The 26,709-nt window shown below is 63.2% G+C and carries 27 protein-coding genes; 15 read left to right on the top strand and 12 right to left on the bottom strand.

What is annotated here, in order from left to right; genetic code table 11:
- Nucleotides 1-405 precede the first annotated feature (405 nt).
- Together GWQ44_RS08170 and GWQ44_RS08175 are read left to right on the top strand one after the other, a co-directional pair.
- On the top strand, nt 406-1,782 hold the full coding sequence (locus GWQ44_RS08170) for an L-serine ammonia-lyase (RefSeq protein ID WP_047306446.1): 1,377 nt from the start codon (nt 406-408) through the stop codon (nt 1,780-1,782).
- Nucleotides 1,783-2,228: 446 nt separating this feature from the next.
- Entirely contained in the window at nt 2,229-3,332 is a 1,104-nt protein-coding gene (locus GWQ44_RS08175; protein WP_016962892.1) for a GlxA family transcriptional regulator, read from the top strand.
- Here GWQ44_RS08175 and aac(6') read toward each other — a convergent pair whose 3' ends face one another.
- Complete coding sequence (gene aac(6'), locus GWQ44_RS08180) at nt 3,333-3,779, bottom strand: aminoglycoside 6'-N-acetyltransferase (RefSeq protein WP_016962893.1); 447 nt, start codon at nt 3,777-3,779, stop codon at nt 3,333-3,335.
- A 66-nt stretch (nt 3,780-3,845) separates the two neighbouring features.
- Nucleotides 3,846-4,109, bottom strand: coding sequence for a hypothetical protein (locus GWQ44_RS08185; RefSeq protein ID WP_016962894.1), 264 nt, complete (start codon nt 4,107-4,109; stop codon nt 3,846-3,848).
- 238 nt (nt 4,110-4,347) lie between these two features.
- Between GWQ44_RS08185 and GWQ44_RS08190 the strand changes: the two genes are divergently transcribed.
- Genes GWQ44_RS08190 through GWQ44_RS08200 form a run of 3 tightly spaced genes read left to right on the top strand, consistent with a single transcriptional unit; the run spans nt 4,348 to nt 6,100 of the window.
- Nucleotides 4,348-4,887: a PAAR domain-containing protein gene (locus GWQ44_RS08190; protein WP_275927068.1), complete on the top strand. Its 540-nt coding sequence runs from the start codon at nt 4,348-4,350 to the stop codon at nt 4,885-4,887.
- A 10-nt stretch (nt 4,888-4,897) separates the two neighbouring features.
- Nucleotides 4,898-5,668 carry a hypothetical protein gene (locus tag GWQ44_RS08195; RefSeq protein ID WP_275927006.1) on the top strand — a complete coding sequence of 257 codons (771 nt, stop codon included), beginning with the start codon at nt 4,898-4,900 and terminating at the stop codon, nt 5,666-5,668.
- A 3-nt stretch (nt 5,669-5,671) separates the two neighbouring features.
- A complete protein-coding gene (locus GWQ44_RS08200) occupies nt 5,672-6,100 on the top strand; it encodes a DUF4952 domain-containing protein (protein WP_275927007.1) in 429 nt (142 codons plus the stop codon).
- A gap of 315 nt (nt 6,101-6,415) precedes the next feature.
- Here GWQ44_RS08200 and GWQ44_RS08205 read toward each other — a convergent pair whose 3' ends face one another.
- The 5 genes from GWQ44_RS08205 to GWQ44_RS08225 form a co-directional block, all read right to left on the bottom strand.
- Nucleotides 6,416-7,576 (bottom strand): gamma-butyrobetaine dioxygenase, encoded by a 1,161-nt coding sequence (locus GWQ44_RS08205; RefSeq protein WP_275927008.1) that lies wholly within the window; start codon nt 7,574-7,576, stop codon nt 6,416-6,418.
- 25 nt (nt 7,577-7,601) lie between these two features.
- Complete coding sequence (locus tag GWQ44_RS08210; protein WP_275927009.1) at nt 7,602-8,078, bottom strand: thioesterase family protein; 477 nt, start codon at nt 8,076-8,078, stop codon at nt 7,602-7,604.
- 110 nt (nt 8,079-8,188) lie between these two features.
- Entirely contained in the window at nt 8,189-9,154 is a 966-nt protein-coding gene (locus GWQ44_RS08215) for an L-carnitine dehydrogenase (protein WP_275927010.1), read from the bottom strand.
- Between the two features lie 112 nt (nt 9,155-9,266).
- Complete coding sequence (locus GWQ44_RS08220; protein WP_047306439.1) at nt 9,267-10,154, bottom strand: 3-keto-5-aminohexanoate cleavage protein; 888 nt, start codon at nt 10,152-10,154, stop codon at nt 9,267-9,269.
- 88 nt (nt 10,155-10,242) lie between these two features.
- Nucleotides 10,243-11,187 carry a choline ABC transporter substrate-binding protein gene (locus tag GWQ44_RS08225; RefSeq protein WP_016967166.1) on the bottom strand — a complete coding sequence of 315 codons (945 nt, stop codon included), beginning with the start codon at nt 11,185-11,187 and terminating at the stop codon, nt 10,243-10,245.
- A 194-nt stretch (nt 11,188-11,381) separates the two neighbouring features.
- Between GWQ44_RS08225 and GWQ44_RS08230 the strand changes: the two genes are divergently transcribed.
- Nucleotides 11,382-12,317 (top strand): GlxA family transcriptional regulator, encoded by a 936-nt coding sequence (locus GWQ44_RS08230; RefSeq protein WP_275927011.1) that lies wholly within the window; start codon nt 11,382-11,384, stop codon nt 12,315-12,317.
- Between the two features lie 77 nt (nt 12,318-12,394).
- On the opposite strand, the gene GWQ44_RS08235 is transcribed toward GWQ44_RS08230, so the two are convergent.
- The 4 genes from GWQ44_RS08235 to GWQ44_RS08250 form a co-directional block, all read right to left on the bottom strand.
- Nucleotides 12,395-12,811, bottom strand: coding sequence for a DUF3010 family protein (locus tag GWQ44_RS08235; RefSeq protein ID WP_199010139.1), 417 nt, complete (start codon nt 12,809-12,811; stop codon nt 12,395-12,397).
- A 34-nt stretch (nt 12,812-12,845) separates the two neighbouring features.
- Nucleotides 12,846-13,169 carry a helix-turn-helix transcriptional regulator gene (locus tag GWQ44_RS08240; protein WP_016967163.1) on the bottom strand — a complete coding sequence of 108 codons (324 nt, stop codon included), beginning with the start codon at nt 13,167-13,169 and terminating at the stop codon, nt 12,846-12,848.
- On the bottom strand, nt 13,153-13,407 hold the full coding sequence (locus GWQ44_RS08245; RefSeq protein ID WP_275927012.1) for a type II toxin-antitoxin system RelE/ParE family toxin: 255 nt from the start codon (nt 13,405-13,407) through the stop codon (nt 13,153-13,155). The genes GWQ44_RS08240 and GWQ44_RS08245 overlap by 17 nt, the downstream gene beginning before the upstream one ends.
- 99 nt (nt 13,408-13,506) lie before the next feature.
- A complete protein-coding gene (locus GWQ44_RS08250; RefSeq protein WP_179599410.1) occupies nt 13,507-14,421 on the bottom strand; it encodes a LysR family transcriptional regulator in 915 nt (304 codons plus the stop codon).
- Nucleotides 14,422-14,599: 178 nt separating this feature from the next.
- On the opposite strand from GWQ44_RS08250, the gene GWQ44_RS08255 reads away from it, so the two are divergent.
- Genes GWQ44_RS08255 through GWQ44_RS08265 form a run of 3 tightly spaced genes read left to right on the top strand, consistent with a single transcriptional unit; the run spans nt 14,600 to nt 16,851 of the window.
- Complete coding sequence (locus GWQ44_RS08255; protein ID WP_275927013.1) at nt 14,600-15,937, top strand: nucleobase:cation symporter-2 family protein; 1,338 nt, start codon at nt 14,600-14,602, stop codon at nt 15,935-15,937.
- A 57-nt stretch (nt 15,938-15,994) separates the two neighbouring features.
- Nucleotides 15,995-16,504: a nucleoside deaminase gene (locus tag GWQ44_RS08260; protein WP_016967160.1), complete on the top strand. Its 510-nt coding sequence runs from the start codon at nt 15,995-15,997 to the stop codon at nt 16,502-16,504.
- Between the two features lie 8 nt (nt 16,505-16,512).
- A complete protein-coding gene (locus GWQ44_RS08265; RefSeq protein WP_275927014.1) occupies nt 16,513-16,851 on the top strand; it encodes a hydroxyisourate hydrolase in 339 nt (112 codons plus the stop codon).
- A 110-nt stretch (nt 16,852-16,961) separates the two neighbouring features.
- Here GWQ44_RS08265 and GWQ44_RS08270 read toward each other — a convergent pair whose 3' ends face one another.
- Nucleotides 16,962-17,363 (bottom strand): lysozyme inhibitor LprI family protein, encoded by a 402-nt coding sequence (locus GWQ44_RS08270; protein WP_016967158.1) that lies wholly within the window; start codon nt 17,361-17,363, stop codon nt 16,962-16,964.
- 235 nt (nt 17,364-17,598) lie between these two features.
- Here GWQ44_RS08270 and GWQ44_RS08275 point away from each other — a divergent pair, with 235 nt between their 5' ends.
- From GWQ44_RS08275 to GWQ44_RS08300, 6 genes are all read left to right on the top strand, one after another.
- Nucleotides 17,599-18,576: a dipeptidase gene (locus GWQ44_RS08275; protein ID WP_102861999.1), complete on the top strand. Its 978-nt coding sequence runs from the start codon at nt 17,599-17,601 to the stop codon at nt 18,574-18,576.
- Between the two features lie 211 nt (nt 18,577-18,787).
- The gene (locus tag GWQ44_RS08280) at nt 18,788-19,318 is read left to right on the top strand and encodes a 4-vinyl reductase (protein WP_016962810.1); all 531 of its coding nucleotides are present in this window, start codon (nt 18,788-18,790) and stop codon (nt 19,316-19,318) included.
- Nucleotides 19,319-19,333: 15 nt separating this feature from the next.
- Nucleotides 19,334-21,394: a dimethylglycine demethylation protein DgcA gene (dgcA, locus tag GWQ44_RS08285; RefSeq protein WP_016962811.1), complete on the top strand. Its 2,061-nt coding sequence runs from the start codon at nt 19,334-19,336 to the stop codon at nt 21,392-21,394.
- Nucleotides 21,395-21,597: 203 nt separating this feature from the next.
- Entirely contained in the window at nt 21,598-23,547 is a 1,950-nt protein-coding gene (dgcB, locus tag GWQ44_RS08290) for a dimethylglycine demethylation protein DgcB (RefSeq protein WP_275927015.1), read from the top strand.
- Complete coding sequence (locus GWQ44_RS08295; protein ID WP_275927016.1) at nt 23,547-24,767, top strand: electron transfer flavoprotein subunit alpha/FixB family protein; 1,221 nt, start codon at nt 23,547-23,549, stop codon at nt 24,765-24,767. Before dgcB ends, GWQ44_RS08295 begins: the two co-directional genes overlap by 1 nt.
- Nucleotides 24,768-24,776: 9 nt before the next feature.
- Nucleotides 24,777-25,547 (top strand): electron transfer flavoprotein subunit beta, encoded by a 771-nt coding sequence (locus GWQ44_RS08300; protein WP_103740387.1) that lies wholly within the window; start codon nt 24,777-24,779, stop codon nt 25,545-25,547.
- Nucleotides 25,548-26,709: the final 1,162 nt, after the last annotated feature.

Here is a 26,709-nt window from a genome sequence, read left to right on the forward strand (position 1 = left end):
TCTGGCGGCGTGTGGACCGCGCTTATAAGTGTGGCGGTTGGTGTGCCGGGGACAGCTCTACCACCGAGCCTTGCAATCGAGTCGAGACTGATCATGTACCAGTGAAAAACTGTCGCCTACGGGGTGCGTCGTATCCAGTACAGGGAGGGTCGCATCCAGTGTCGGTGAGGTCGCTTACAGTGTTTCCGGGCATTTTTTCCAGCATCTGCACCGCAAAAAACGCCCGCAACCCGAGCCTCGCGCCAGGCGGCGTTGGTGGGCATGAGTGGGTCGGTGTCAGACGTCGCGAGGCGCGGTAAAAGCCTGATGATGCGCCCTTCTCGGCGGATTGCAGCTTGAGCGTAGCAGCTCCGTCAGAGGGCGTTTTCGACGCCTGGACTGTGCTCATCGAGGAGTTACGCAGTAATGGCTATCAGTGTTTTCGACTTGTTCAAGATCGGCATCGGCCCCTCCAGTTCCCACACCGTCGGACCCATGCGTGCCGCGGCGCTGTTCGTTCAGGCATTGAAGGAAAGGCAACTGCTGGAGCGGGTGCGGCGGGTCGAGGTGCAGCTGTTCGGCTCGCTGTCGGCCACCGGCATCGGCCATGGCAGCGACAACGCGGTGATCATGGGGCTGATGGGGGAGTGGCCGGACGCGATCGACCCTGCGCTGATCGGCCCGCGCATCCAGCAACTGCGGGAAACCGACACCTTGCTGCTGGACGGGCGCCTGCCGGTGCCTTTCGTCTGGGCCCGGGACATGCGCCTGCTGGATGAGAACCTGCCGTTTCACCCCAACGCCATGACCCTGGTGGCGGAGGCTGAAGGCACGGAGCTGTATCGCGATACCTACTATTCGGTGGGCGGCGGTTTTGTCGTCGACCAGGCCCAGGCCAGCAGTGGCGTGGCGGACCTGGATCGCAGCGAGCTGCCTTATGACTTCTCCAGCGCGGTGGAGCTGCTCGATCTGTGCCAGCAGCACAAGCTGCGGGTCGCCGAGCTGATGCTGGCCAACGAGAAGGTCTGGCGCTCGGAGGAGGAAATCCGCAGCGGCCTGATGGCGCTGTGGCGCGCCATGCAGGATTGCGTGGAGCAGGGCCTCAAGCACGAAGGCATCCTGCCCGGCGGGCTCAATGTGCGCAGGCGCGCGGCCAAGTTGCACCGTAGCTTGCAGGAATTGAACAAGCCCAATGTGATCGGCTCCACCTTGAGCGCCATGGAGTGGGTCAACCTGTTCGCCCTGGCGGTGAACGAAGAGAACGCCGCCGGTGGGCGCATGGTTACCGCCCCCACCAATGGCGCGGCGGGGATCATTCCGGCGGTGCTGCACTACTTCATGAAATTCAGCGAGGACGTGACCGACGCCAACGTGGTGGATTTCTTCCTCGGCGCGGCGGCCATCGGCATCCTGTGCAAGAAGAACGCCTCGATCTCCGGGGCCGAAGTCGGTTGCCAGGGCGAAGTGGGGTCGGCCTGTGCCATGGCCGCGGCGGGGTTGGCGGAGATTCTCGGGGCCAGCCCCGAGCAGTTGTGCAACGCCGCGGAAATCGGCCTGGAGCACAACCTGGGCCTGACCTGCGACCCGGTGGGCGGGCTGGTGCAGGTGCCCTGCATCGAGCGCAACGCGATTGCCGCGGTGAAGGCGATCAATGCCGCGCAGATGGCCTTGCGCGGCGATGGCCAACACTTCATCTCCCTGGATCGGGTGATCCGCACCATGCGTGATACCGGGGCGGACATGCATGACAAATATAAAGAGACTTCCCGTGGCGGCCTGGCCGTGAGCGCGGTGGAATGCTGAGCCTCCCTCGACGCTCTGCCGGGTGCGAGCCAGGGGCGCCGGCGCGCGCAAATGGCTCACTCAAGCCGTGGCGCGCCACCTTTTAGCGCGTCGCGAATAGACAAGTTGCCCGGCGCGCCGGCGGACCTGTCCGTGGGTCGGCGCGCTGTGCTTTGAGTGACACTCGCCGGCCTTGGCGCAACGCCTTGGCGGCCCAAGTGCTACCTAACTGCTCACCGCTTTTGTCGGCGCCGCTGCGCCGCGCCTTTCGGCGCTTCTTATCCGCACATTGACAAGGGCTATATAGACGCGTCGCGACGTCGTTTTCAGGAGTTATTGAATGCCCATTCAACTTTAGGCATGGCAATTGCTCTGTGAATATCAAGCCCGCCTCCGATGAGTCGCAGGGCACATAAAAAGAGCCTCCGCCTGAGGCCATCACCCGCTTTGTGTGAGGAGATATCGCGATGACGTCGTTCAACTCCGGGGCCCAACCCCAGAACCGTGCGCCTCAATCCATCGGCTTTCTGCTGCTGGACAATTTCACGCTGATTTCCCTGGCCTCCGCAGTCGAACCCCTGCGCATGGCCAACCAACTGTCCGGCCGCGAGCTGTATCGCTGGACCACCCTCAGCGTCGATGGCGGTCAGGTCTGGGCCAGTGACGGTCTGCAAATCACCCCCGACGCCTCCATGCACAAAGCCCCCAGCCTCGACACCGTGATCGTCTGCGGCGGCATCGGCATCCAGCGCACCGTGACCCGTGAACATGTGTCCTGGTTGCAAAGCCAGGCGCGCCAGTCCCGTCGTCTGGGTGCGGTGTGCACCGGCAGCTGGGCTTTGGCCTGCGCCGGCCTGCTGGACGGCTTCGATTGCAGCGTGCACTGGGAATGCCTGGCGGCGATGCAGGAAGCCTTCCCTCGGGTGTCCATGAGCACCCGCCTGTTCACCCTCGATCGCAACCGCTTCACCAGCTCCGGCGGCACCGCGCCGCTGGACATGATGCTGCACCTGATCAGCCGTGATCATGGCCGCGAACTGTCGGCGGCAATCTCGGAAATGTTCGTCTATGAGCGCATCCGCAACGAACAGGATCACCAGCGCGTGCCCCTCAAGCACATGCTCGGCACCAACCAGCCCAAGCTTCAGGAAATCGTCGCGTTGATGGAGGCCAACCTCGAAGAGCCGATCGATCTGGACGAGTTGGCGGTGTACGTCGCTGTGTCCCGGCGTCAGCTGGAGCGGCTGTTCCAGAAGTACCTGCACTGTTCGCCGTCGCGCTACTACCTCAAGCTGCGACTGATCCGTGCCCGGCAACTGCTCAAGCAGACGCCGATGTCGATCATCGAAGTGGCTTCGGTCTGTGGTTTTGTTTCCACGCCGCACTTCTCCAAGTGCTACCGCGAATACTTCGGCATTCCGCCCCGCGACGAGCGCATCGGCTCCAACACCACCCAGCAGGTGGCGATGATGCCGCTGCCGCAAGCCATGGTCCTGGCGCCGCTGTCCGGCCCGCTGTCGGCCTTGAGCCAGGCGCGCAACGAATCGACTTTCGCCAGCGTGCGCCTGTAGTCACAGACGCTTCTTGAAATACACCACGCGCTCGGTTTCCTCGAAGCCCAGCGCGTGGTGCAAGTTCTGGCTGGGCAGATTGTCCAGGCTGGTATCCGAGGCCAGTTCCACGCAGCCTTGTTGCCGTCCCCATGCCGCCACCTGCTCGATAAGCCGCTGGGCAATGCCCTGGCGCCGCTGCTCGGGAGCCACATAGAGCCCTTCGAGAAACACCACCGGCGAGCTATCGGTGCCGTTGACGTAGTCGTGGCGCAATGCCGCCTCGGCCAGTCCCACCGCCGTACCGTCCTGTCCATAGGCCAGCCAGCTGCCATAGCGCTCGGGCTGCGCCAGCATCTGGCGGATTTCAGCGAGGTGCTCTTGCGGCGGGCAGTCGGGCCATAGCTCCTGGCGCAATTGCAGCCAGCCGGACGGTTCGCTGAGGGCGCCGGGTTGAATGCGGATCATGAGGAAATTGCCTGTGTCGGTTTGGGGAGAGCGGACTCTAGCAACCGACTCAGGCCTTGGGGACGTTCACGCGCGCTTGTGCTGCAGGTATTCGGCCAGCGCCGGCAGCAACTGACGGTCGATGGCCTGGCGCACCGCCGGCAGAATGGTCGCATTGCCGGTGAGCATCTGCTCCACCATGCCCTTGAGCGCCTTGGCCCGCGCATCGCTCAAACCCCTTACCGCACATTCGCAGGCCTGCTCGGCGCTGGCGCCTGCGGGCATTTCGAAACCCAGGGCCCGGAGTTGTCCCAGCAGGTCGTCCTGGTCAATCAGATCCGCATGCATCATGACTTTTATCCTTGTTCAGGGAGCGTGGTCGTCAACCGATTCTGGTAGGCCGTCCGGGTGGCGGCAAGGGCAGATTGTCGCGATGGCCCGTTTACCTATGAACAGGTCGTTTTCGGCTAACTCGGTGGTCTGGAGCCGGTCGTCGCGCAGCTATGGATCTGACTTGCATTTCAGATTCTTCCGCCTTGTTTGACCTGTCTCCTGGCGGCATAAGAGGTAGCGCAATGATTCAGGCGTTATCGCTGAACGCCACTCTCAAGGAGCAATCATCATGTCAGGGAAGCCCGCCGCACGAGCCACCGACCCCACCGCCTGCCCGATTCCCGGGCATGGAGTGAGTCCCATCGTCAGTGGCTCGCCCGATGTCATTTTCGATGGATTACCAGTTGCTCGTGAGGGGGATCAGACGGCTTGTGGAGCGACGTTGACGGGTAACTTGATCAGTAATGTATTGGTCAATGGCCGACCTGTTGCCACCACGGATTCGCTGGGCAGCCACGGTAATGTGGTTGTTGGTGGATCGGGAACGGTCATTATCGGAACTACAGTCACCGTTGCTGAGTTCACTCCTATTGTTCCTCTGACTATTCAACAGTCATACAACGAACAGTTTGAGCTGCTGGATGCTGAAGGCGAACCGGTTCCCGGTTTTAGCTACAAGATTGTGACCCCGGGAGGGAAAGTCTATCGGGGTGTAACGGACTCCAATGGATTGACGCAACGTGTCTTTACCAACGCGAGCGAACTGCTTCGTATAGAACCGGATGATGTCGTTTAAGGAGTCGCTCATGAATCAGATTGTGCTGGCTAACAATGTGCATGCTACTACCAGAGAGCCGAACTCTCGACAGCGTGTTGGTGTGACTACCAAGTATGTGAGGCGGGCGGATGATGAAGGGGGGTGGCTAGGTGTAAAGCCTATGTTTCCTTATGAGTTTGATATGGTGTTTTTATGTGAGTATACAAAAGCAGTCATTTTGAGAGTTGATGGTAGGTATACGATTTTTAAAGTACTTGATGGCAACGGAGAGTTTGTCGGTAAAGAAGTAGCGTTGAGTAACGGCAACGTCCCATTATATATGTCTGATGTGGGGCCTGAACAAGTTGGGGCAACAGTTAGAGTAAAGTACGCCGATTTGCAAGAGAATGTTGAGTCAGATATTCAACATATTTCACTCCGGCAGCAATGGGCCATAGCGAGCTTTGACGGCCTAAATGCAAGGGCTACGCTTAACAGCATCTGGGATGGGAAGTACACGCCAATACCTCCTGGCAGGCATCGAATCATGGCGCCAGACTATTCTCATGCGCACATCGATACTGCGGGTTATAGAAATGCTCATCCTGGGCAGGTTAATTGTACAGATGTCTGGTTTCCCATTGCATTGGAAGGGACGGCTATTAATAGCACCCGATATATACACATTGGGCACGTTTCGGAAGGTTGTGTTACTTGTTATGAGTTGATCAAGTGGAATCCGCTATATGAGTACCTTATTAATAAGCGTGTTCCAGGTAGTAAAGGGAAATTTATTGGTGAGTTGATCGTTGAGGTGTAGCGAGTGAAAACTATTCTTGCTGTATGTTCTGCTTTTTTTCTGCTTGTGAATTCACATGGCGTCTCGGCGTCTCCTGAGTGTGGAGATTTTCTGAGGGCTATTGCCAATCCACCTAGCTCTATTGAGTTTGTCAGTTGTGAATCTAAGCCAAAGAGCCAAGGTGCGCCACTAAAAGCCATCTATCGAGTAGAAGGGAGAAGTGCGCATGATGTAGAGCAGTATTTGCATCGTGAGTTGGGCGTACAGGGGAAGCTGAAATTTGTCTGCTGTATGTGGGAGGTGAGAGGTGAGACTTACTACGAAGATAAAAATACCGGTCTTGGATATCACATCAGAATGGCTTCTGAGGAAACGATTCACAACAAAAGGGAGGAGTGGGACAAAATTGGATACTTTTATATTTCAGTTGTTCACTTGAGAGAGCCCCTTTGACGCTGTTCATGTCTAAGGCCGGCTGTTTCTATGTGAGGGTGGTGCTGTTTACCGAGGCGGTCTGAAGGGCGCCGCTGGCTCTATTACCTACGAACACGTCGCTTTCGGCTAACCGGCCCGCGAGTAGAGTCGGCAGACTGCACTTAGCTCGCGTCATGATGGTTTGGTCACCTTCTCACCGCAGCTCCTCAGTAGTAGTCCCTGCCTCGATCCTGTCACGGCTTGATCGGGGCTTTTTTTTGCCTGTGGAAGGCTGGCCGGCATGCGTCGCCGGCCAGCCGGCTCCTGCTGGGGGCCGGTGCAGAGGGATGAGGGTCAGCGTTGCAGCACGAGGATTCTGGAGAGCAGTTCGTCGCGGTCGATGTAGCAGCCCTGGAAGTGTCGGGCGCCGCTGGCCGGGTCGAAGGCGTTGCGCGCGTGGAGGGTGCGGCGGTTGTCAAAACACCAGAGCTGGCCCGGGTCGAGGCGGCGGATCACCCGGAACCTGGCTTCGCGGGTCAGGCCGATAAAGCGCCGGTAGGCGCGGTACAGCCGCGGCATCTGTTGTTCGGTGGTGTCGAAAGGACCACGCAGGAAGTTGGCCATGCGAATTTCCGCCACTTCGCCCAGGGCATCCAGGGCGATGATCGGCGCCAGGCAGCGGTAGTCGCTGTGGCGGTCCTTGTTGCGAAACTCCACGGGTATTTCACACAGCGCGCGGAAGGCGTCGGGGTCTTCGCGGCGCAAGGCGTCGGCTATGGCAAAACCGTCGACGAAGATGCTTTCGCCGCCCGTCGCATCATTCACCAGGCAATGCAGAAACTGCAGCCCCGGTTGCAGTTCGCGGGTCGGCAGGTCGCTGTGCAAAGGCAGGTTGAAGGCGGTGTAGGCATTGCTGTCGGCGTCGGCCTTGGACTGCACGTTGAACAGCACGCCGAAGTTGCTCTCGCGAATAAATGCGATACGCCGGGCGATCAGGGCCAGGGAACCGGGTTCGGTGGGTGCGCCGCGTACCTGGGTCAGGCCGATGTCGCGCAGGGCCAGCAGCCATTGCAGCAGCGCCTTGGAGTCTTCCATCAGGGCCTGATAGTCGAACACCGGCAGTTGCAGCTGGCTGTCCCATAGCTGGCGCTGCGCCTGGTTGGCGCGGCGCTCCTCGCGGGATTGCCGGTCATAGGCGTGGGCCCGCAACCAGCCGGGGTCGAAGCGGCTCTGGTGGCCGTCCGACCAGTCGAGGCACAGGCAGCCCTGACTATCGATGCGCGCCCCGAGGCAGCCGAGGTCTTCGGGAACGTCGACGATTTCCAGTACCTGTTCGCGGGTCACGCTGTAGACGCATTGCGGGCAGGGGCAGTTGTCCCGCAGCCACTGATGGTGAAAGGGGCTGAGGCGCTCATCGCCCCAGCGCACCTGAACCCGGTCCGGCAATAGCTGCACGGCGCTCAACGGGCTGATCAACGGGTAACGGCGATAGTCGGCAAGGGCGGCGGTGTTCACGGTGATCTCCTTTTCGGGCGGGTGGCTATTGCGCTGCGGGCAGGCCGATGACCCGGCCGATGTAGGCCGGGCGCGGCAGATCGGCCTGTTCGGCGGTCAGAGCTTGCAGGCGCTGCAGGACCGGCTCGCTGAACGGCGCCGAACGCGGTCCGGCCAGGTCGACGTGGAGCAGCATCTGTTCGTTGCCGGCCAGCTCCTGGGGATCACCGACCTTGTGCAGGCTGTGATACAGGTGCAGGCGCTTGCGGTCGTGGCCGATGATCTGGGTGCGCACCTGGACCTCGGTGCCCTGCTTCACTTCGTGCAGGTAGTTCAGGTGCAGTTCCAGGGTGAACAGCGAGTGGCCGCTGGCTTCGCGGTGGTCGCTGTCGAGCCCCAGGTGATCCATCAGGGCATCGGTGGCGTAGCTGAAGATCAGCAGGTAGAAGGCGTCGCGCAGATGGCCGTTGTAGTCGACCCAGTCGTTGATGATGCGGGTGCTGTAGGTGGTCAGGGCAGGCATAAGGTCACCGGATAACGGTAGGAGCCGGCTTGCCGGCGAAGGCGTCCGTTGGGGTTGCGCCTGGCTTGACGGCCTGTTCGCTGGCAAGCCAGCTCCTACGGAGGTTGGGGTTAATCGTGAAAGTGCATGCCGTGCTTGGCCTTGGTGGTTTTCACTGCCTCCAGCACCGCCAGCAGGCAGTCATCACGATAGCGCTCCAGGGCCGAAATGCTGTGGCTGCCCAGTTGTTCGGCGGTGCCTTCGACCACGTCGTCGATCAGCTGGTCGGTCAGCTCCGGAGCCGGCAGGTAGGTCCAGGGCAGTTGCAGCGCCGGGCCGAACTGGGCCATGAAGTGGCGCATGCCGGCGTCGCCCCCGGCCAGGGTGTAGGTGAGGAAGGTGCCCATGAACGACCAGCGCAGGCCGGCGCCAAAGCGGATCGCATCGTCGATCTCCCCGGTGGTCGCCACCCCGTCGTTGACCAGGTGCAGGGCTTCGCGCCACAGCGCTTCGAGCAGGCGGTCGGCAATGAAGCCCGGCACTTCCTTGCGCACGTGCAAGGGGCGCATGCCTAAGGATTCATAGACCCGGATCGCCGCCTGTATCGCCTCGGGTGCGGTGCGCTGGCCGCCCACCACTTCCACCAGTGGCAGCAGGTACACCGGGTTGAACGGGTGGCCCACCACGCAGCGTTCCGGGTGGGTCGAGCCCTCGTAGAATTCACTGGGCAGCAGGCCCGAGGTGCTGGAGCCGATCAGGGCATCGGGCTTGGCGGCGGCGCTGATCTTGCTGTGCAGTTCCAGCTTGAGTTCCAGGCGCTCGGGAGCGCTTTCCTGGATGAAGTCGGCGTCTTTCACGCATTCTTCGATGGTGCTGACAAAGCGCAGGCGCTGTGGCGAGGCACCGGGCGCCAGGCCCTGTTGTTCCAGGGCGCTCCAGGCATTGGCGACTCGCTTGCGCAGGGCGGCTTCGGCGCCGGGGGCCGGGTCCCAGGCCACCACGTCCAGGCCGTGGGCCAGGGCGCGGGCCACCCAGCCGCTGCCGATCACGCCGCTGCCCAGGGCGGCGAAGGTTTTGATTTCGGTGATAAAGGTCATCGCATCTTCCTGAAAAAGGAGTTCGTAGGAACTGGCTTGCCAGCGAAGCTGTCGGCGGCCTTGCGGGCCTCTTCGCGAGCAAGCTCGCTCCTACAGGGGGAGGGTGTGTGGGTTAGCCGCGTTGCTTCAGGCCCATCTTCTGCCGGCCCTCGGCCGGGGTCAGGACCCGGGCGCCAAGGCGGCTGAGGATTTCCGTGGCCCGCTCCACCAGTTGGCCGTTGGTGGCGAGCACGCCGCGATCCAGCCACAGGTTGTCTTCCAGGCCGACCCGCACGTTGCCTCCCAGCAACACCGCCTGCGCGGCCATGGGCATCTGCATGCGGCCGATGCCGAAGCCGGCCCAGACCGCATCCGCCGGCAGGTTGTCGACCATGGCCTTCATGGTGGTGGTGTCCGCCGGAGCGCCCCAGGGAATGCCCAGGCACAGCTGGAACAGCGGGTCGTCCAGCAGGCCTTCCTTGATCATCTGCTTGGCGAACCACAGGTGGCCGGTGTCGAAGATCTCCAGCTCGGCCTTCACCCCCAGTTCCTGGATGCGCCTGGCGCCAGCCCGCAGTTGGGCCGGGGTGGAGACGTAGATGGTGTCGCCATCGCCGAAGTTGAGGGTGCCGCAGTCCAGGGTGCAGATCTCCGGCAGCAGCTCCTCGACATGGGCCAGGCGGGTCAGCGGCCCCACCAGGTCGGTGTTGGGCCCGAACTCCATGGGACGTTCACCGGCGCCGATCTCCAGGTCGCCGCCCATGCCGGCGGTGAGGTTGACGATGATGTCGATGTCGGCCTCGCGAATCCGCTCCATGACTTCGCGGTACAGCGCCACGTCCCGGCTGAACTTGCCGGTCGCCGGGTCGCGCACGTGACAGTGGACCACCGTGGCCCCGGCCTTGGCGGCCTCCACCGCGGCGGCGGCAATCTGTTTCGGGGTGACCGGCACGTGGGGGCTCTTGGCGGTCGTGTCGCCAGCACCGGTGAGTGCGCAGGTGATGATGACGTCGTGGTTCATGGTGCGATTCCTTACAGGCGGGTTTGCTGGGGGCGTGAGGTGGCCGTGCGCAGCCCTGGGCGGGCTGCGCGGCGGCAGTGGCGGTTGTTTACTTGCTGGTCAGTTGCAGGTGTTCGGCGGCCGGCTTGCCATCGAAGGTGGTGACCCCTTCAAGCCAGCGCTGCTGGTCCTGCGGGTGGTCCTTGAGCCACTGGCGGGCCGATTCCAGGGCGTCCTTGTGATCCAGCAGCGGCTGCATCATGCGGCTCTCGTCCTCGGCGCTGAAGGTCAGGTTGGTCAGCAGCCGGTGCACGTTCGGGCACTGCTCGGCATAGCTCGGCGCGGTGACGGTCCACACCGTGGCCTGGCCCTCGTTCGGGCCCAGGGCGTCCTGGCTGCCACTGAGGTAGGTCATCTTGAAGTTGACGTTCATCGGATGCGGCGCCCAGCCGAAGAACACGATGGCCTCGTTGCGCTTCACCGCCCGGGCCACCGCCGACAACATGCCGGCCTCACTGGACTCCACCAGCTGGAACTGGCCCAGGCCGAACTGGTTCTTGGCGATCATGTCCTTGATCTGGGTGTTGGCGCCCGAGCCGGGCTCGATGCCGTAGATCTTGCCCCCCAGCTCCTTCTTGAACTTGGCGATGTCGGCAAAGGTCTTCAGGCCCTTGTCCGCCAGGTAGGAGGGCACGGCCAGGGTGGCGCGGGCGTCCTTGAGGCTGGGCTCGGCCAGGACCTTGACCTGATTGGCCTCGACGAAGGGGGTGATGGTCTGGGTCATCAGCGGGTTCCAGTAGCCGAGGAACAGGTCCAGGCGCTGGTCGCGGATGCCGGCGAAGATGATCTGCTGCGAGGCGCTGGTCTGCTTGGTCTTGTAGCCCAGGCCATCGAGCAGGACCTGGGTCATGGCGCTGGTGGCGATCACGTCGGTCCAGTTGACCACGCCCAGGCGCACGTTCTGGCAACTGGGGGCGTCGGCGGCCATGGCCCCTGACATCAGAAAAACGCTACCACTAAGCGCAAGCACACAGCGGCTGATCAGTCGTTTCATGTGGGTTCCCTCGGCAGGTCGTTATTGTCGATCCCGGCGTCTTGGTGCGTCGGTGAGCCCAAGGTACGCAGGCGCCAGGGACGGCAAACGCACAGCGGCGACCGACTCTTGCACTGCAGCGACCTGGGCCCTTGTGACAGGGGGGCATTTGGCGTATCACAGGGCCCACGCTGGCCGTCACCGGAGTGCGTTGCATGTCCCAGGACTTCTACTTCCTGCTGATGCCGGGGTTCTCCGCCATCGGTTTCATTTCCGCCATCGAGCCGCTGCGGGTGGCCAATCGCTTTCGTGGCGAGCTGTATCGCTGGCATGTGCTCAGCGCCGACGGCGGCGCGGTGCTGGCCAGCAACGGCATGTCGGTCAATGTCGACGCGGCCCTGGAGCTGCTGAAGAAGGGCGCCACCTTGTGGGTGGTGGCCGGCTTCGAACCGCTGAAGTGCCTGACCCCGGCCCTGGAACACTGGTTGCGCCGCCTGGACCTGGAGGGCGTGACCCTGGGCGGCATTGACACCGGCAGCGTGATCCTCGCCGAGGCCGGGCTGCTGGAGGGGCACCGGGTGACCTTGCACTGGGAGGCCATCGAGGCGTTCAAGGAGTCCTACCCGCAACTGAGCGTGACCCAGGAACTGTTCGAGATCGATCGGCGGCGGATCACCTGCGCCGGCGGCACCGCGTCGATCGACATGATGCTCGACCTGATCGCCCAGGCCCACGGCCCGCAACTGGCGATCCAGGTCAGCGAGCAGTTCGTGCTGGGGCGCATCCGCCCGCGCAAGGATCACCAGCGCATGGAAGTCGCCAGCCGCTACGGCATCAGCAACAAGAAGCTGGTGCAGGTGATCGGCGAGATGGAGCAGCACAGCGAGCCGCCCCTGAGCACCCTGGCTCTGGCGGAGTCGATCAAGGTCACCCGGCGCCAGCTGGAGCGCCTGTTCCGCCTGCACTTGAACGACACCCCGAGCAACTTCTATCTGGGCCTGCGCCTGGAGAAAGCCCGGCAACTGCTGCGCCAGACCGACATGAGCGTGCTGGAGGTGAGCATCGCCTGCGGGTTTGAGTCACCGTCCTACTTCACCCGCAGTTACCGCGCGCGTTTCGTGAATTGTCCCCGGGAGGACCGGCGGCAGTAAGGTGGTGGCCGGGAACTGGTTTGACTCGGGCTCGGTAGCGCTGGCGAGCCTGTTAGCCGGCAAGCCGGCTCCTACGGTTATTGTTTGAACAGGGCGGCGCAGGCGGTCTTGTAGGCTTCGTGCTGGTACTTGTTGAGGCTCGCCGGCAGGGCGAAGTCGTGCTTCTTGTGCTGGGCATTGATGGTCTGCGGCGACAGCAGGGTCACTTCGCAGTGTTCCAGCAGTTGCAGCACGCCTTCGATCTTGAAGGTGGTGGGGCCGCCAGCGAACTCGCCTTTCTTGCTGCGCTTCTTGATGGCGATGCGGGTGATCCGGTGTTCGCGGACAAAGGCATCGATCCGGGCGGCGAAGGCCCGGACGTTGCCCGCTTCATCATCGTCTTCCAGGGCGATCTTCTTGATGCTCAGCGGCTGGTGCTGCGGCGCGCCGTCTTGCAGGGTGGCGAGGGCGAAGATGGCTTCGCTGCCTTTGATCTCGATACCGCAAATGCTCATGGGGAACCCTTTCAATCGGTGAGTGAGGCGCAGCTTACAGCTCCAGCTGGTCGGCGCGTATGCCGAAGGCGGCGGCGATCTTTTCCCGGGTGGCCCGACGCGGGCGGGCGACGCTTTCCTGCTGGGCAAAGGCCGGCTGGGAAATCCCCAGGCGCCTGGCGACTTCGTCCTGGGTCAGGTGCAGGTGCTCGCGCCAGGCGCGGATCGGCGTGGCGCCGTCGACCATGCGGCTGACGACGTCATGGGGAATCAGATCGGCTTCCTGGTGTTGTGCCATGTACTGCGCGTAGGGAATCACCACGAATGCCGGGCTGCCGTCCGGGCCGTGGATGATCTGGATGTCAGTAGGTGCGTTCATCACGTTTCTTGACCTCTTGAACACTGACGATGTGGATAACTCGATCCCAGTCGAACAGGACCCGGTACTGCCCGACCCGCAGGCGATAGGCATAGGTGTGGCCGGACAGGGCTTTGACGCTGCCACTGGCGGGCATGTCGGCCAGCAGGGCAATCGCATCACGAACCTGGACCTGATGCTCGTGGTGCAGTCGCATCAACTGCTTGACCGCTTTTCGACTCCAGAGGATCTCGTTCATGGCGGACTATATAAGCCTTTTATAAGGATTACGAATCCTTGCTTATATTTTCTGTCCGGCCAAGCCTGGAACCTTGTCGCTTTGTTGCCCGCGCCAGCGTTACCAGGTCGTGGACTGCCCGCGCCGATCCACTTCGTACACCTTCTGGCGCAGCAGCCGTTCCTTGAGCCAGCGTTCGGCCTTGCCCATCACTCGCTGCCGGGCCCACAGCAGGTCCACGCCCACCAGCCAGTCGGTATGGGGGTAGGCGCCCAGTTGCAGTTCCACCAGCTCGCCCTTGGCCAGTTCGCGCTGGATCAGTTGCCGGGGCAGGGTGGCCCAGCCCAGGCCGGCGCGGACCATCTCCAGCAGCGCCAGGTAGTTTTCCGCCTGCCACAGCTGGCTGCAGCGCAGGTACTCGCTGCTGGGCAGCTTGTCGGCATGGGCGCTGAAGGCCAGGCGCCGATGCCCATGCAGGTCGTCGAAGGTCACGCTGTCGAGTCGCGCCAGCGGGTGGTCCGGGTGGCAGACGTGCAACATGATCAGCTTGCCCAACTGCTGGAACTCCAGTTCCTGGGGGTAGCCGGGTTGCGAAAAGGCGATGCCCAGCACCGCCTCGCCCCGGGTTACCAGTTCGCTGGCATCGCCGGACAGCGGATGGCGGATCAGCAGGTCGACATAGGGGAAGGCTTGCTCGAACTCTTGCAACGCCGGCATCAGCGGGCCGTAGGGCGTTTCGATGACGAGCGTCAGTTGCGGCTCCAGCGCCTGGGACAGGCAGTCGGCACTGGCCTGCAGGGTCAGGCAGCGCTCCAGCACCGCCTCGGCCTGCAGCAGCATTTTGCGTCCGCTGGCAGTCAGCACCGGGCTGCGGCTGCTGCGGTCGAACAGCTCCACTCCCAGGTCGTCCTCCAGATTGGCGATGGCCACGCTGACCGTGGACTGGGTCTTGCCCAGCTTGCGTGCCGCCGCCGAAAACGAACCGGTTTGTGCCGCTTGGACGAACATCTGCAGTTGTTCCAGTGAAAAGCGCATCGCGTCTCCCGAGCCCAGGACAGGCTTGTGTCATCCATCGTTAAAAACGATGGGTGCTCATTTGTTGCATCGCATTCAAGCACAGATCATGGGTGCCGCCGTCCGAACTTCCTGCCGGGGCGCTGCTCCCGGATGCCTGCCAGAACAACAAAAGCCGCACCTTCAGGAGACCTGCGACATGACTATTTCCCGTGTACATCCCGTGGACGAGGTCCTGCCCGTTCGCCAGTTGTTCAGCTTTGGCCTGCAACACGTGCTGGTGATGTACGCCGGCGCCGTGGCGGTGCCGTTGATTCTAGGCAATGCCCTGGGCCTGACCCCGGCCCAGGTGGTTTTGTTGATCAACGCCAACCTGCTCACCTCCGGTATTGCCACCCTGATCCAGACCCTGGGCTTCTGGCGGTTCGGCGCGCGGCTGCCATTGATCCAGGGCTGTTCGTTCATTGCCCTGGCGCCAATGATCATGATCGGCAAGCAGTTTGGTTTGACCGAAGTGTTCGGTGCGGTGATCGCCGCCGGTCTTATCACCATTGCCCTGGCGCCGCTGTTCAGTCGTCTGCTGCGGTTCTTTCCGCCGGTGGTGATCGGCAGCCTGATCACCATCATCGGCATTTCCCTGATGCCGGCGGCAGCCATCTGGCTGGGGGGCGGCAACCCGGCGGCGGACGATTTCGGCGCGCCGGCCAATCTGCTGCTGGGCCTGGCCACGGTGGCGGTGACCCTGGTGATCTACGGCAGGTTCTCCGGGTTTGTCGGCAACCTCAGCGTGCTGATCGGCCTGCTGGTCGGCAGCCTGATCGCCGCGGCGTTCGGCATGACCCACTTCGCCCAGGTCGGCGACGCGGCCTGGTTCGAACTGAGCCCGCCCATGGCTTTCGGCACCCCGCAGTTCTCCCTGATGCCGATCCTGATCATGACCCTGGCGATGCTGGTGATCATGGCCGAGACCACCGGCAACTGCCTGGCCATCGGCAAGCTCGCCGGCAAGCCAACCACCCAGCGCACCCTGGGCGATGCCTTTCGCGCCGATGGTCTGTCGACCCTGGTCGGCGGCCTGTTCAACAGCTTTCCCTACAACGCCTTTACCCAGAACACCGGGCTGATCGCGCTGTCCAGGGTCAAGAGCCGCTTCGTGGTGGCCGCCGCCGGCGCCATCATGGTGCTCATGGGCCTGTTTCCCAAGCTCGGCGCCCTGGTGGCCGCGGTGCCGACCCCGGTGCTCGGCGGCTGCGCCATCGTCATGTTCGGCATGACCACCGTGGCCGGTATCCAGGAGCTGTCGCGGGTGAGGTTCGAGGGCACCCGCAACGCGATCGTCGTCGCGGTGTCGGTCAGTGTCGGCGTGCTGCCGATGTCCTTTCCGGCGCTGTTCGCCCACGCCCACGGGCCCCTCAAGCTGCTGCTGGAAAGCGGCATCTTTCTCGGCGCCATCACCGCCATCGTCCTCAATCTGCTGCTCAACCCCCGCGAGCCGGCGGCCGACGCGCTGCCGATCCATGCCGGACTCAATGACTGACAGTTGCTTTCAACCCGTCTTTTTCGGCGGGACTCTGCCCATGAAAAGGAGGTCACCATGACCCAGATGCTTTCTCCCATCCCTGCCGGCGTCAGCGAACTGGACCTGCACCTGCTGCGTCAGAGCATCGAACTGGCCGAAGAAGCCAAGGCCCGCGGTCGCCACCCGTTCGCCGCCCTGGTGGCGGACCGCAACGGCAAGATCGTTGCCAGTGCCGGCAACAACTCGATGCCCCCCGAAGGCGACCCGACCCAGCACGCCGAACTGGCCGCTGCCGCCAAGGCCGCAAGGCTCCTGGGCCCCGAGGAGCTGGCCCAGTGCACCCTGTACACCAGCGCCGAGCCCTGCTGCATGTGCGCCGGGGCCATCTACTGGACCGGGATTGGCCGGGTGGTCTACGCCCTGTCCGAACACGCCTTGCTGGAACTGACCGGCGATCACCCGGAAAACCCGACCTTCTCCCTGCCATGCCGTGAAGTCTTTGCCCGCGGGCAACGGCAGATCCCGGTGTTCGGGCCGATGCTGGAGAACGAAGCGGCCCAGGCCCATGTGGGGTTCTGGAAATGAACGGCGGAGTGTCCATCCATGTGGTGGATGTCGCCAGCGGCAAGGTGGCCGCAGGCATGCAGGTTCGGGTACGCCGCCTGGGCGAAGAGTGGCTCTGCGAAGGGCAGATTGCCGACAACGGCCTGCTGGCCCCGCTGAGCGAGCTGGCGGACCGCTTCGAACGGGGCGTCTACGAGGTGGAGTTGGACGTGGCGGCGTTCTATCGAGCCCAGGGCCAGGCGTCACCGCACGTGCCGTTTCTCGATGTGCTGGTGTACCGCTTCGGCCTGGACGACCCGCGCCAGCACTACCACCTGCCGTTCAAGCTCACCGCCTGGGGCGTCTCATGCTTTCGTGGCGGCGCCTGACTCCATGACCTGCGTAGGAGCGAGCTTGCTCGCGAAGCTCTTCCAGTCGCGACATGGATTCGGGCCGTACATGCTTCGCGGGCAAGCCCGCTCCTACCCGCGGTGGCGGGTCATTCCTGGGCGATGGACTCGATGAACTCCGAACGCTCGTCGCTCATCCGCGCCAGGCAATCATTGGTGGCGATGGTGTAGGCCTTGGTCCCGGGCTTGGCCGGGAAGGATTCCACCGCGCAGTCGGCTTCGCGCTGCTTCTGCCACAGCTGCTGGGCGTTCTTGACCTTGGCGCTGATGTCGGCCAGTTGCGCCTTGTCGTTGCCGTACAGAGTGCCCAGGCGTTCCAGCAGGCTTTGTACGTTGTCGCTCAGCAACTGCTCGGCGGTGGTGCGGTTGTAGGTCGCGCATTCCAGGGTCTGCACGTCGTTTTCCACGCCGTCGCAGGGCGTGTTGTCGGCCTCTTCGGCCGCCTGTACGCCGGTCGTTATCAGTAACAAGGCCAGGAAGATCGGTTTCATTGCAGCGCTGCCCTCATCCAGTGACGCTTTCGTTGAAGCGGCGAATTCTGGCGCAAGCCCCCGGTAAAGAACAGAGGCGGCCTGTGCCCTGCGTCCGGCCCTTTGTCGGTGCTTGACGCTTTCGGCAATTCCCCTGTCGTTTTTGCACCCAGGCGCCCCGGCCCTCAAGCATATGCTGACCCCAAAGCGCCGGCAGACGATTCGGCGCATGAATCGCCAACAAGGGGACAGCCTGATGAGCCCAGCCGAATTACACGCCGACAGCATCGTTATCGACGGGCTGATCATTGCCAAGTGGAACCGCGAGCTGTTCGAGGACATGCGCAAGGGCGGCCTGACCGCGGCCAACTGCACGGTGTCGGTTTGGGAAGGCTTCCAGGCCACGGTCAACAACATTGCCGCCAGCCAGAAACTGATCCGCGAAAACAGCGACCTGGTGATGCCGGTGCGCACCACTGCGGACATCCGCAAGGCCAAGGAAGTGGGCAAGACCGGCATCCTCTTCGGCTTCCAGAATGCCCACGCTTTCGAAGACCAGATCGGCTACGTCGAGGTGTTCAAGCAGCTGGGCGTGGGCATCGTGCAGATGTGCTACAACACCCAGAACCTGGTGGGCACCGGCTGCTACGAGCGTGATGGCGGGCTCTCCGGCTTCGGCCGCGAGATCGTCGCCGAGATGAACCGCGTCGGGGTCATGTGCGACCTGTCCCACGTCGGTTCCAAGACCAGCGAGGAAGTGATCCTCGAATCCAAGAAACCGGTCTGCTACTCCCACTGCCTGCCGTCGGGGCTCAAGGAGCACCCGCGCAACAAGTCCGATGCCGAACTGAAATTCATCGCCGATCACGGCGGCTTCGTCGGCGTGACCATGTTCGCGCCGTTCCTGGCCAAGGGCATCGATTCGACCATCGACGATTACGCCGAAGCCATCGAATACACCATGAACATCGTCGGTGAGGATTCCATCGGCATCGGCACCGACTTCACCCAGGGCCATGGCCAGGACTTCTTCGAGTACCTGACCCACGACAAGGGCTACGCCCGGCGCCTGACCAACTTCGGCAAGATCATCAACCCCCTGGGCATCCGCACCGTGGGCGAGTTCCCCAATCTCACCGAAACCCTGCTCAAGCGCGGTCACAGCGAGCGCGTGGTGCGCAAGATCATGGGCGAGAACTGGGTCAGTGTCCTGAAGGACGTCTGGGGCGAGTGAATGCCTCTGGAGCCTACTGCGCTCGCCGATAGCTGCGTCAGGTCCTCACGCCAAGCTCGCCGTACGTTCCGTACTGTCTCGCTTGTCGTTCCGGTCCTTCCTTGCTCTCGACGTGCTCGCTACGGCTCCACAGGCATTCACACAGCTTTTTTATGAATGCAAAGCCAAGGCTTTGCTAAGCCAAAAACGAATTATCTGGAGTCACGTTTCCATGGCCAAGATCGCCCCGCAACTGCCTATCGAAGTCGACAGCGAAACCGGTGTCTGGACCTCCGACGCCCTGCCGATGCTCTACGTGCCACGGCATTTCTTCGTCAACAACCACATGGGCATCGAGGAAGTCCTGGGCGCCGAAGCCTATGCCGAGATCCTCTACAAGGCCGGCTACAAGTCCGCCTGGCACTGGTGCGAAAAAGAAGCCGAATGCCACGGCCTGGAAGGCGTCGCGGTGTTCGAGCACTACATGAAGCGCCTGTCCCAGCGTGGCTGGGGCCTGTTCAAGATCCAGGACATCGACCTGGATAAAGGCACCGCCAGCGTCAAGCTCGAACACTCGGCGTTCGTCTACGTGTACGGCAAGGTCGGGCGCAAGGTCGACTACATGTTCACCGGCTGGTTCGCCGGCGCCATGGACCAGATCCTGGCCGCCCGTGGCAGCAAGATCCGCACCGTGGCAGAGCAGGTTTACGGTGGTTCCGAAGAAGGCCACGACGATGGCCTGTTCGTCGTCAAACCGTTGTAAGCGGAGTTAAGAAAAATGGCTTTCGAAGCGATGTTCCAGCCGATCCAGATCGGCAAACTGACCATCCGCAACCGTGTGCTGAGCACCGCCCACGCTGAGGTCTACGCCACCGACGGCGGCATGACGACTGATCGGTATGTGAAGTACTACGAAGAAAAGGCCAAGGGCGGCATCGGCCTGGCGATCTGCGGCGGTTCCTCGGTGGTGGCCATCGACAGCCCCCAGGAATGGTGGAGCTCGGTGAACCTGTCCACCGACCGCATCATCCCGCACTTCCAGAACCTGGCCGACGCCATGCACAAGCATGGCGCCAAGATCATGATCCAGATTACCCACATGGGCCGCCGCTCGCGCTGGGACGGCTTCAACTGGCCAACCCTGATGTCGCCGTCCGGGGTGCGCGAACCGGTGCACCGCGCCACCTGCAAGACCATCGAGCCGGAAGAGATCTGGCGGGTGATCGGCAACTACGCCCAGGCCGCGCGCCGGGCCAAGGCCGGCGGCCTGGACGGCGTCGAACTGTCGGCGGTGCACCAGCACATGATCGACCAGTTCTGGAGCCCGCGGGTCAACAAGCGCACCGACGAATGGGGCGGCACCTTCGAGAAGCGCATGCGTTTCGGCCTGGAAGTGCTCAAGGCGGTGCGCGCTGAAGTCGGTGACGATTTCTGCGTCGGCATGCGCCTGTGCGGCGACGAATTCCACCCGGACGGCCTGTCCCACGAGGACATGAAGCAGATCGCCAAGTACTACGACGACACCGGCATGCTGGACTTCATCGGCGTGGTCGGCTCGGGCTGCGACACCCACAACACCCTGGCCAACGTGATCCCCAACATGAGCTTCCCGCCGGAGCCGTTCCTGCACCTGGCGGCGGGCATCAAGGAAGTGGTCAAGGTCCCGGTGCTGCACGCACAGAACATCAAGGACCCGAACCAGGCCACGCGGATTCTCGAAGGCGGCTACGTCGACATGGTCGGCATGACCCGCGCGCACATGGCCGACCCGCACCTGATCGCCAAGATCAAGATGGGCCAGATCGACCAGATCAAGCAGTGCGTCGGCGCCAACTACTGCATCGACCGCCAGTACCAGGGCCTGGACGTGCTGTGCATCCAGAACGCCGCCACCTCCCGTGAATACATGGGCGTGCCGCACATCATCGAGAAGACCACCGGCATCAAGCGCAAGGTGGTGGTGGTCGGCGCCGGCCCTGCCGGCATGGAAGCCGCTCGCGTCGCCGCCGAACGCGGCCACGACGTGACCCTGTTCGAGAAAAAAGACGCCATTGGCGGGCAGATCACCACCGCCTCCAAGGCCCCGCAACGGGACCAGATCGCCGGCATCACCCGCTGGTATCAGCTGGAACTGGCGCGCTTGAAGGTCGATCTGCGTCTGGGCACCGCGGCGGATACCGCGACCATCCTCGACCTGCGCCCCGACGTGGTGGTGCTGGCCGTGGGCGGCCATCCGTTCATCGAGCAGAACGAACACTGGGGCGCCGCCGAAGGGTTGGTGGTCAGCAGCTGGGACATCCTCGACGGCAAGGTGGCACCGGGCAAGAACGTGCTGGTCTACGACACCATCTGCGAGTTCACCGGCATGTCGGTCACCGACTTCATCGCCGACAAGGGCTCGCAAGTGGAGATCGTCACCGACGACATCAAGCCGGGCATCGCCGTCGGCGGCACCTCGTTCCCCACCTACTACCGCAGCCTGTACCCCAAGGAAGTGATCATGACCGGGGACCTGACCCTGGAGAAGGTCTACCGCGAGGGCGACAAGCTGGTGGCGGTGCTGGAGAACGAATACACCGGCGCCCGCGAAGAGCGGGTGGTGGACCAGGTGGTGGTTGAAAACGGCGTGCGTCCTGACGAAGAGCTCTACTACGGGCTCAAGGAAGGTTCGCGCAACAAGGGCCAGATCGACGTCGAGGCGCTGTTCGCGATCAAGCCGCAGCCGTGCCTGAGCGAGACGGGGGAGGGCTACCTGTTGTTCCGCATCGGCGACTGCGTATCCCAGCGCAACACCCATGCCGCGATCTACGACGCACTGCGCCTGTGCAAGGATTTCTGACGGCAGCGGCAAGTTTCAAGCGGCAAGCGGCAAGCTAAAGCAGGCATTCGGCAGTGCTTTTGCTTGTCGCTTGCCTCTGACGCTCTGTAAGGACTTTTAGCCGCCGTTGCACGTTTTGCGCGGCCAGTGAGAGCGCATGCTCAGCCCTGCTTTTTCTTGCCGCTTGAAGCTAGCCGCTTGCAGCTGACCCTAAGGTGATTGTGATGTTGAACACCCTGCTTCCCATTCTGCTGTTCGCCGCCGTCGGCCTGGCGCTCCTCGGCGCGCTGCGACGCGTGGCCCTGTGGCGCCGGGGGCGAGCCTCCAAGGTCGATCTGATCGGCGGCCTGCTGGCCATGCCCAAGCGCTACATGGTGGATCTGCACCATGTGGTGGCCCGGGACAAATACATGGCCAACACCCACGTGGCCACGGCCGGCGGTTTCGTCCTGGCGGCGGTGCTGGCGATCCTGGTGCATGGTTTTGGCCTGCATAACCGCATCCTCGGCTATGCCTTGCTGCTGGCCACCACGCTGATGTTCGTCGGCGCGCTGTTCGTCGCCAAGCGTCGGCGCAACCCGCCGGCACGCCTGTCCAAGGGCCCGTGGATGCGCTTGCCGAAAAGCCTGCTGGCGTTTTCCGTGAGTTTCCTTGTGGTGACCCTGCCGGTGGCCGGGATTCTCCCGGAACACTTTGGTGGCTGGGTGCTGGCGGCGATTCTGGCGGTCGGCGTGCTGTGGGGCGTGTCCGAATTGTTCTTCGGCATGACCTGGGGCGGGCCGATGAAGCACGCCTTCGCTGGCGCCTTGCACCTGGCCTGGCACCGTCGCGCGGAACGCTTTGGTGGTGGCCGTTCCACGGGCCTCAAGCCGTTGGACCTGGAAGACCCAAGTGCGCCTTTGGGGGTGGAAAAGCCCAAGGATTTCACCTGGAACCAACTGCTGGGCTTCGACGCCTGCGTGCAGTGCGGCAAGTGCGAGGCGGCGTGCCCGGCCTTCGCCGCCGGCCAGCCGCTGAACCCGAAGAAACTGATCCAGGACATGGTGGTCGGCCTGGCCGGAGGCACCGACGCGCAGTTCGCTGGCAGCCCTTACCCTGGCAAAGCCATCGGCGAACACGGCGGCCATCCGCACCAGCCCATCGTCAACGGCCTGGTGGACGCCGAGACCCTGTGGTCCTGCACCACCTGCCGGGCCTGCGTCGAGGAATGCCCGATGATGATCGAGCACGTCGATGCCATCGTCGACATGCGTCGTCACCTGACCCTGGAAAAGGGCGCGACCCCGAACAAGGGCGCCGAGGTCCTGGAAAACCTGATCGCCACTGACAACCCCGGCGGCTTCAACCCCGGCGGACGGATGAACTGGGCGGCGGACCTGAACCTGTCCCTGCTCAGCGAAAAGCAAAGCACCGACGTGCTGTTCTGGGTCGGCGACGGCGCCTTCGACATGCGCAACCAGCGCACCCTGCGGGCCTTTGTCAAAGTGCTGAAAGCAGCCAAGGTGGACTTCGCCGTGCTCGGCCTGGAAGAACGCGACAGCGGCGACGTGGCCCGACGCCTGGGGGACGAAGCAACTTTCCAGCTGTTGGCCAAGCGCAATATCCAGACCCTGGCCAAGTACCGCTTCAAGCGCATCGTCACCTGCGATCCCCACAGTTTTCATGTGCTGAAAAACGAGTACGGCGCCTTCAACGGCCACTACCTGGTGCAGCACCACAGCACCTACCTGGCCGAGTTGATTGGTGCCGGTGCGCTAAACCTGGGCCAGCACAAAAGCAGCAGCGTGACCTATCACGATCCATGCTACCTGGGCCGCTACAACGGTGAGTACGAAGCCCCTCGGGACGTACTGCGGGCCCTGGGCATCGAGATCAAGGAAATGCAGCGCTCGGGCTTCCGTTCTCGTTGCTGCGGCGGTGGCGGCGGGGCGCCGATCACCGACATTCCGGGCAAGCAGCGGATTCCCGACATGCGCATGGAAGACATCCGCGAAACCGGCGCCGAGCTGGTGGCCGTGGGTTGTCCACAGTGCACGGCCATGCTCGAAGGGGTGGTGGAGCCGCGGCCGATGATCAAGGACATCGCTGAATTGGTGGCCGACGCGCTGCTCGAAGAGGCCGCTCCGAGCAAAGCGCCGGCGTCGGTGAAACCTGAACCTGCGGAGGTGCACTGATGAGCGAGATTATCCGCCGCGATCCCCGCGCCGAATGGATCGCCCGCAACCGCCTGCACCCGCTGCACGCGGCCATGCAGCCGGCGCAACACAGCTGGATGGGGCCCAACGGCCTGATCCGCAAGAACCCCCACGGCATCGGTTTCATCGGGCCCAATGGCCTCAAGCGCATCGACCGCAGTGGCGCCCAGCAGGGCGGCAGCGCCAAGCGCACGGCGGCGGCCGAGGTGCAGTTGCCGCTGCATCAAGTGGCGCAGCCGGCGTTCTACATCAGCGTGGTGCCGGACATGGTCGGCGGCCGCCTGAGCAGTCACGACCGCGACCTGCTGGGCCTGGCCCACCAGTTGGCGGGTCAGGACGGCGCGGTGCTGGCGGTGGTGTTTGGCGAGCACAAGGAATCGGCCTTTGCCACGGCGGGTGTCGACCGCCTGCTGGTGCTGCAAGGCAGCGAGTTCGACGGTTATGCACCGGAACAACGGGTGCAGGGCCTGCGGGCTGTGGATAACCAGTTCAGCCCGCGCCATTGGCTGCTGCCTGACAGCCGCACCGGGGGTGGCGAACTGGGCCGGCGCTTGGCCGCGGCCCTGGGCGAACGCCCGGCGACCCGGGTCTGGCAGGTCAAGGACGGGCAGTGCATCGGCCGTGCCGGCGCCGGTCTGCAGGACCTGGCGCGGCCAGCGCCACGCCTGATCCTGGCCGCCGCCGAATGCGCCGAGCCGGTCAGCGATACCCGCCACGAAGCCTTGCCGGTGGAGTTATCCACAACGGTGGCCCGCAGCCTGGCGCGGATCGAGGATCTGGGCGCGGTGGCGGTGGACCCGGCGGTGATTCCCATGGCCGAGGCCGAATTCATCTTTTCCGGGGGCAACGGGGTCAAGGACTGGCCACTGTTTCACCAGACCGCCGCGGCCCTGGGCGCCACCGAAGGCGCCTCGCGGGTGGCGGTGGACGACGGCTTCATGGCCCGGGATCGGCAAGTGGGGGCCAGCGGCATCTGGGTCACCGCGCGGGTCTATGTGGCGGTGGGGATTTCCGGGGCGATCCAGCACCTGCAGGGCATCGGCGCCTGCGACAAGGTGGTGGCCATCAACCTAGACCCGGGCTGCGACATGATCAAACGCGCCGATCTGTCGGTGATTGGCGACAGCGCGGACATTCTCAAGGCCTTGATCGCGGCGGTAGCGGCCTACCGCAACGACGCCAAGCGCGATGCGGCTTAAGGGGACGTTATGAACAGCAATGTGATCAGCCTGGTATCGATAGGCGCGCACCCGACCTCCGGCCGTCCACGGCGCGCCGAACAGGACGCCCGCGCGGTGGAACTGGGCCTGCAACTGGCGGGGGACAAACTGCAGGTGCTGCATGCCGGCGACGTCGCCGAACCGGCCCTGCGCGCTTACCTGGGCATGGGCCTGGAGCAGTTGCACGTGCTGGAGCAACCGGCAGGCGCCGATGCCCTGCCGATCCTGACCCAGTACCTGCGCGACGCGGGCGCCCAAGTGGTGCTCACCGGCAGCCAGGCGGAAACCGGCGAGGGCTCCGGCATGCTGCCGTTTTTGCTGGCAGAAAACCTCGGCTGGCCGCTGGTGGTGGGGCTGGCGCAAGTCGAATCCCTGGCCGATGGCGTGGCTCATGTGCTGCAAGCCTTGCCCCGTGGCCAGCGGCGGCGGCTCAAAGTGCGCCTGCCGTTTCTCGCCACTGTGGATAACGCCGCGCCGAAACCGCGCCAGAGCGCCTACGGCCCGGCGCGCCGTGGTCTGTTGCAGGCCGATCAGGTCGTGGTGGTGGAAGACGAGTTATTCACAGCCTCCAGCCTGCAACCGGCCAAACCCCGGCCCAAGCGCCTGAAAGTGATCAAGGCCAAGAGCGGCGCGGATCGGATGAAGGCCGCCACCGCCAAGGCCAGCGGTGGCACCGGGCAAGTGCTCAAGGGCGTGAGCCCCGAGGCCGGCGCCGAGGCCATCCTCAAACTGCTGATCGAAGAAGGCGTGGTTCGCTGAGTTCAGGGTTATGCACAACCCTCGGGCTGCGCGCCCACCTTTGGGCTCCGCGGTTCGCTGGCAAGCCAGCTCCTACCAGGGAAATCGCGCCTGCACCCGCCGTAGGAGCCGGCTTGCCGGCGAAGGGGCCGCTGGGGTTTTGCACATCTCTGGGCACCGCTGTTCGCTGGCAAGCCAGCGCCTACAAGAGTAGCGATGGGTTACTCACAATCCCTGTGCGCGGAGCTGTGGATAAGGTGTTCGCGCCTTGCTCCAGCCCATGTGCAACAAGCCCTGTAGCCGTCTGTACGAAATTTGATCAGGCTAAGCAGGCGTTTTTTAAGGCTTTTTTTCCTGGGCGGGGAAATCGCCGAAGCGACTTTTGCACAGCACTTGCCCCCAAAGTCTGTTGGCGCTTCTGTGGATAAGATGTTCGCTTAGCGCTACAGGCCTTGCAGATCGTGACTTGCAGGGTTTTGCTCAAAAAATAGCCAAATGTCGGTTTTTCCGCCCGTTACCCCGTCAGGAACCCGATTATTCGCGGCTTTCAGGGGTTTTCCACAATGCCCCGGGGCATTGCCCACAGTTGCCCCCAAAGTCTGTTGGCCTTTCTGTGGATAAGGTGTTCGCCTTCCGCTACAGGCTTCTGATTCCGTGGCTTTCAGGTGATTGTTCAAAAACTGACCAATGCTCCCAAAAACCGCTGCTTCTGCATAAGTCACGGTTTTTATTGGCGTTGCCCGGCGAAATATCCCCAACCCCGAGGCACTTGCCCACAGTTGCTGTGGGTCAAGGTGTGGATAAGGTGTTCGCCAACGGCTGGACCCCTTGTGATTCATAGCGTGTGCGGCAATAGGTCAAATTTCATACAGTTCTAAGGGCTTTCTTGACACTGGCAATGGGCCTGTCTTCACTGAGGCATCAAGGACTTAGCGGCAACTTATCCACATCCGGCTCAGGGAGCGCAGGCAATGGATTGTCGTTCATCGCAGGTTTATCCGACCGGGGCCCCCCTCCCTCGACGTACCCGTCGCCGTGCCGCCAACCAGCGCGCACGCCTATAGACCTGCCCTTCGTTCTGTCCCTTCACTGACTGCACTGCAGGTGTTTCAGGCGCCAAGGCCTGCCTGTTCGGCTGCCTGCGCGCCAACGGATGCACCCATTAGAGGCGACCCACGAGTTG

Source organism: Pseudomonas sp. 3MA1, from assembly GCF_029237275.1.
GTDB classification, from domain to species: Bacteria; Pseudomonadota; Gammaproteobacteria; order Pseudomonadales; family Pseudomonadaceae; genus Aquipseudomonas; species Aquipseudomonas fluorescens_AP.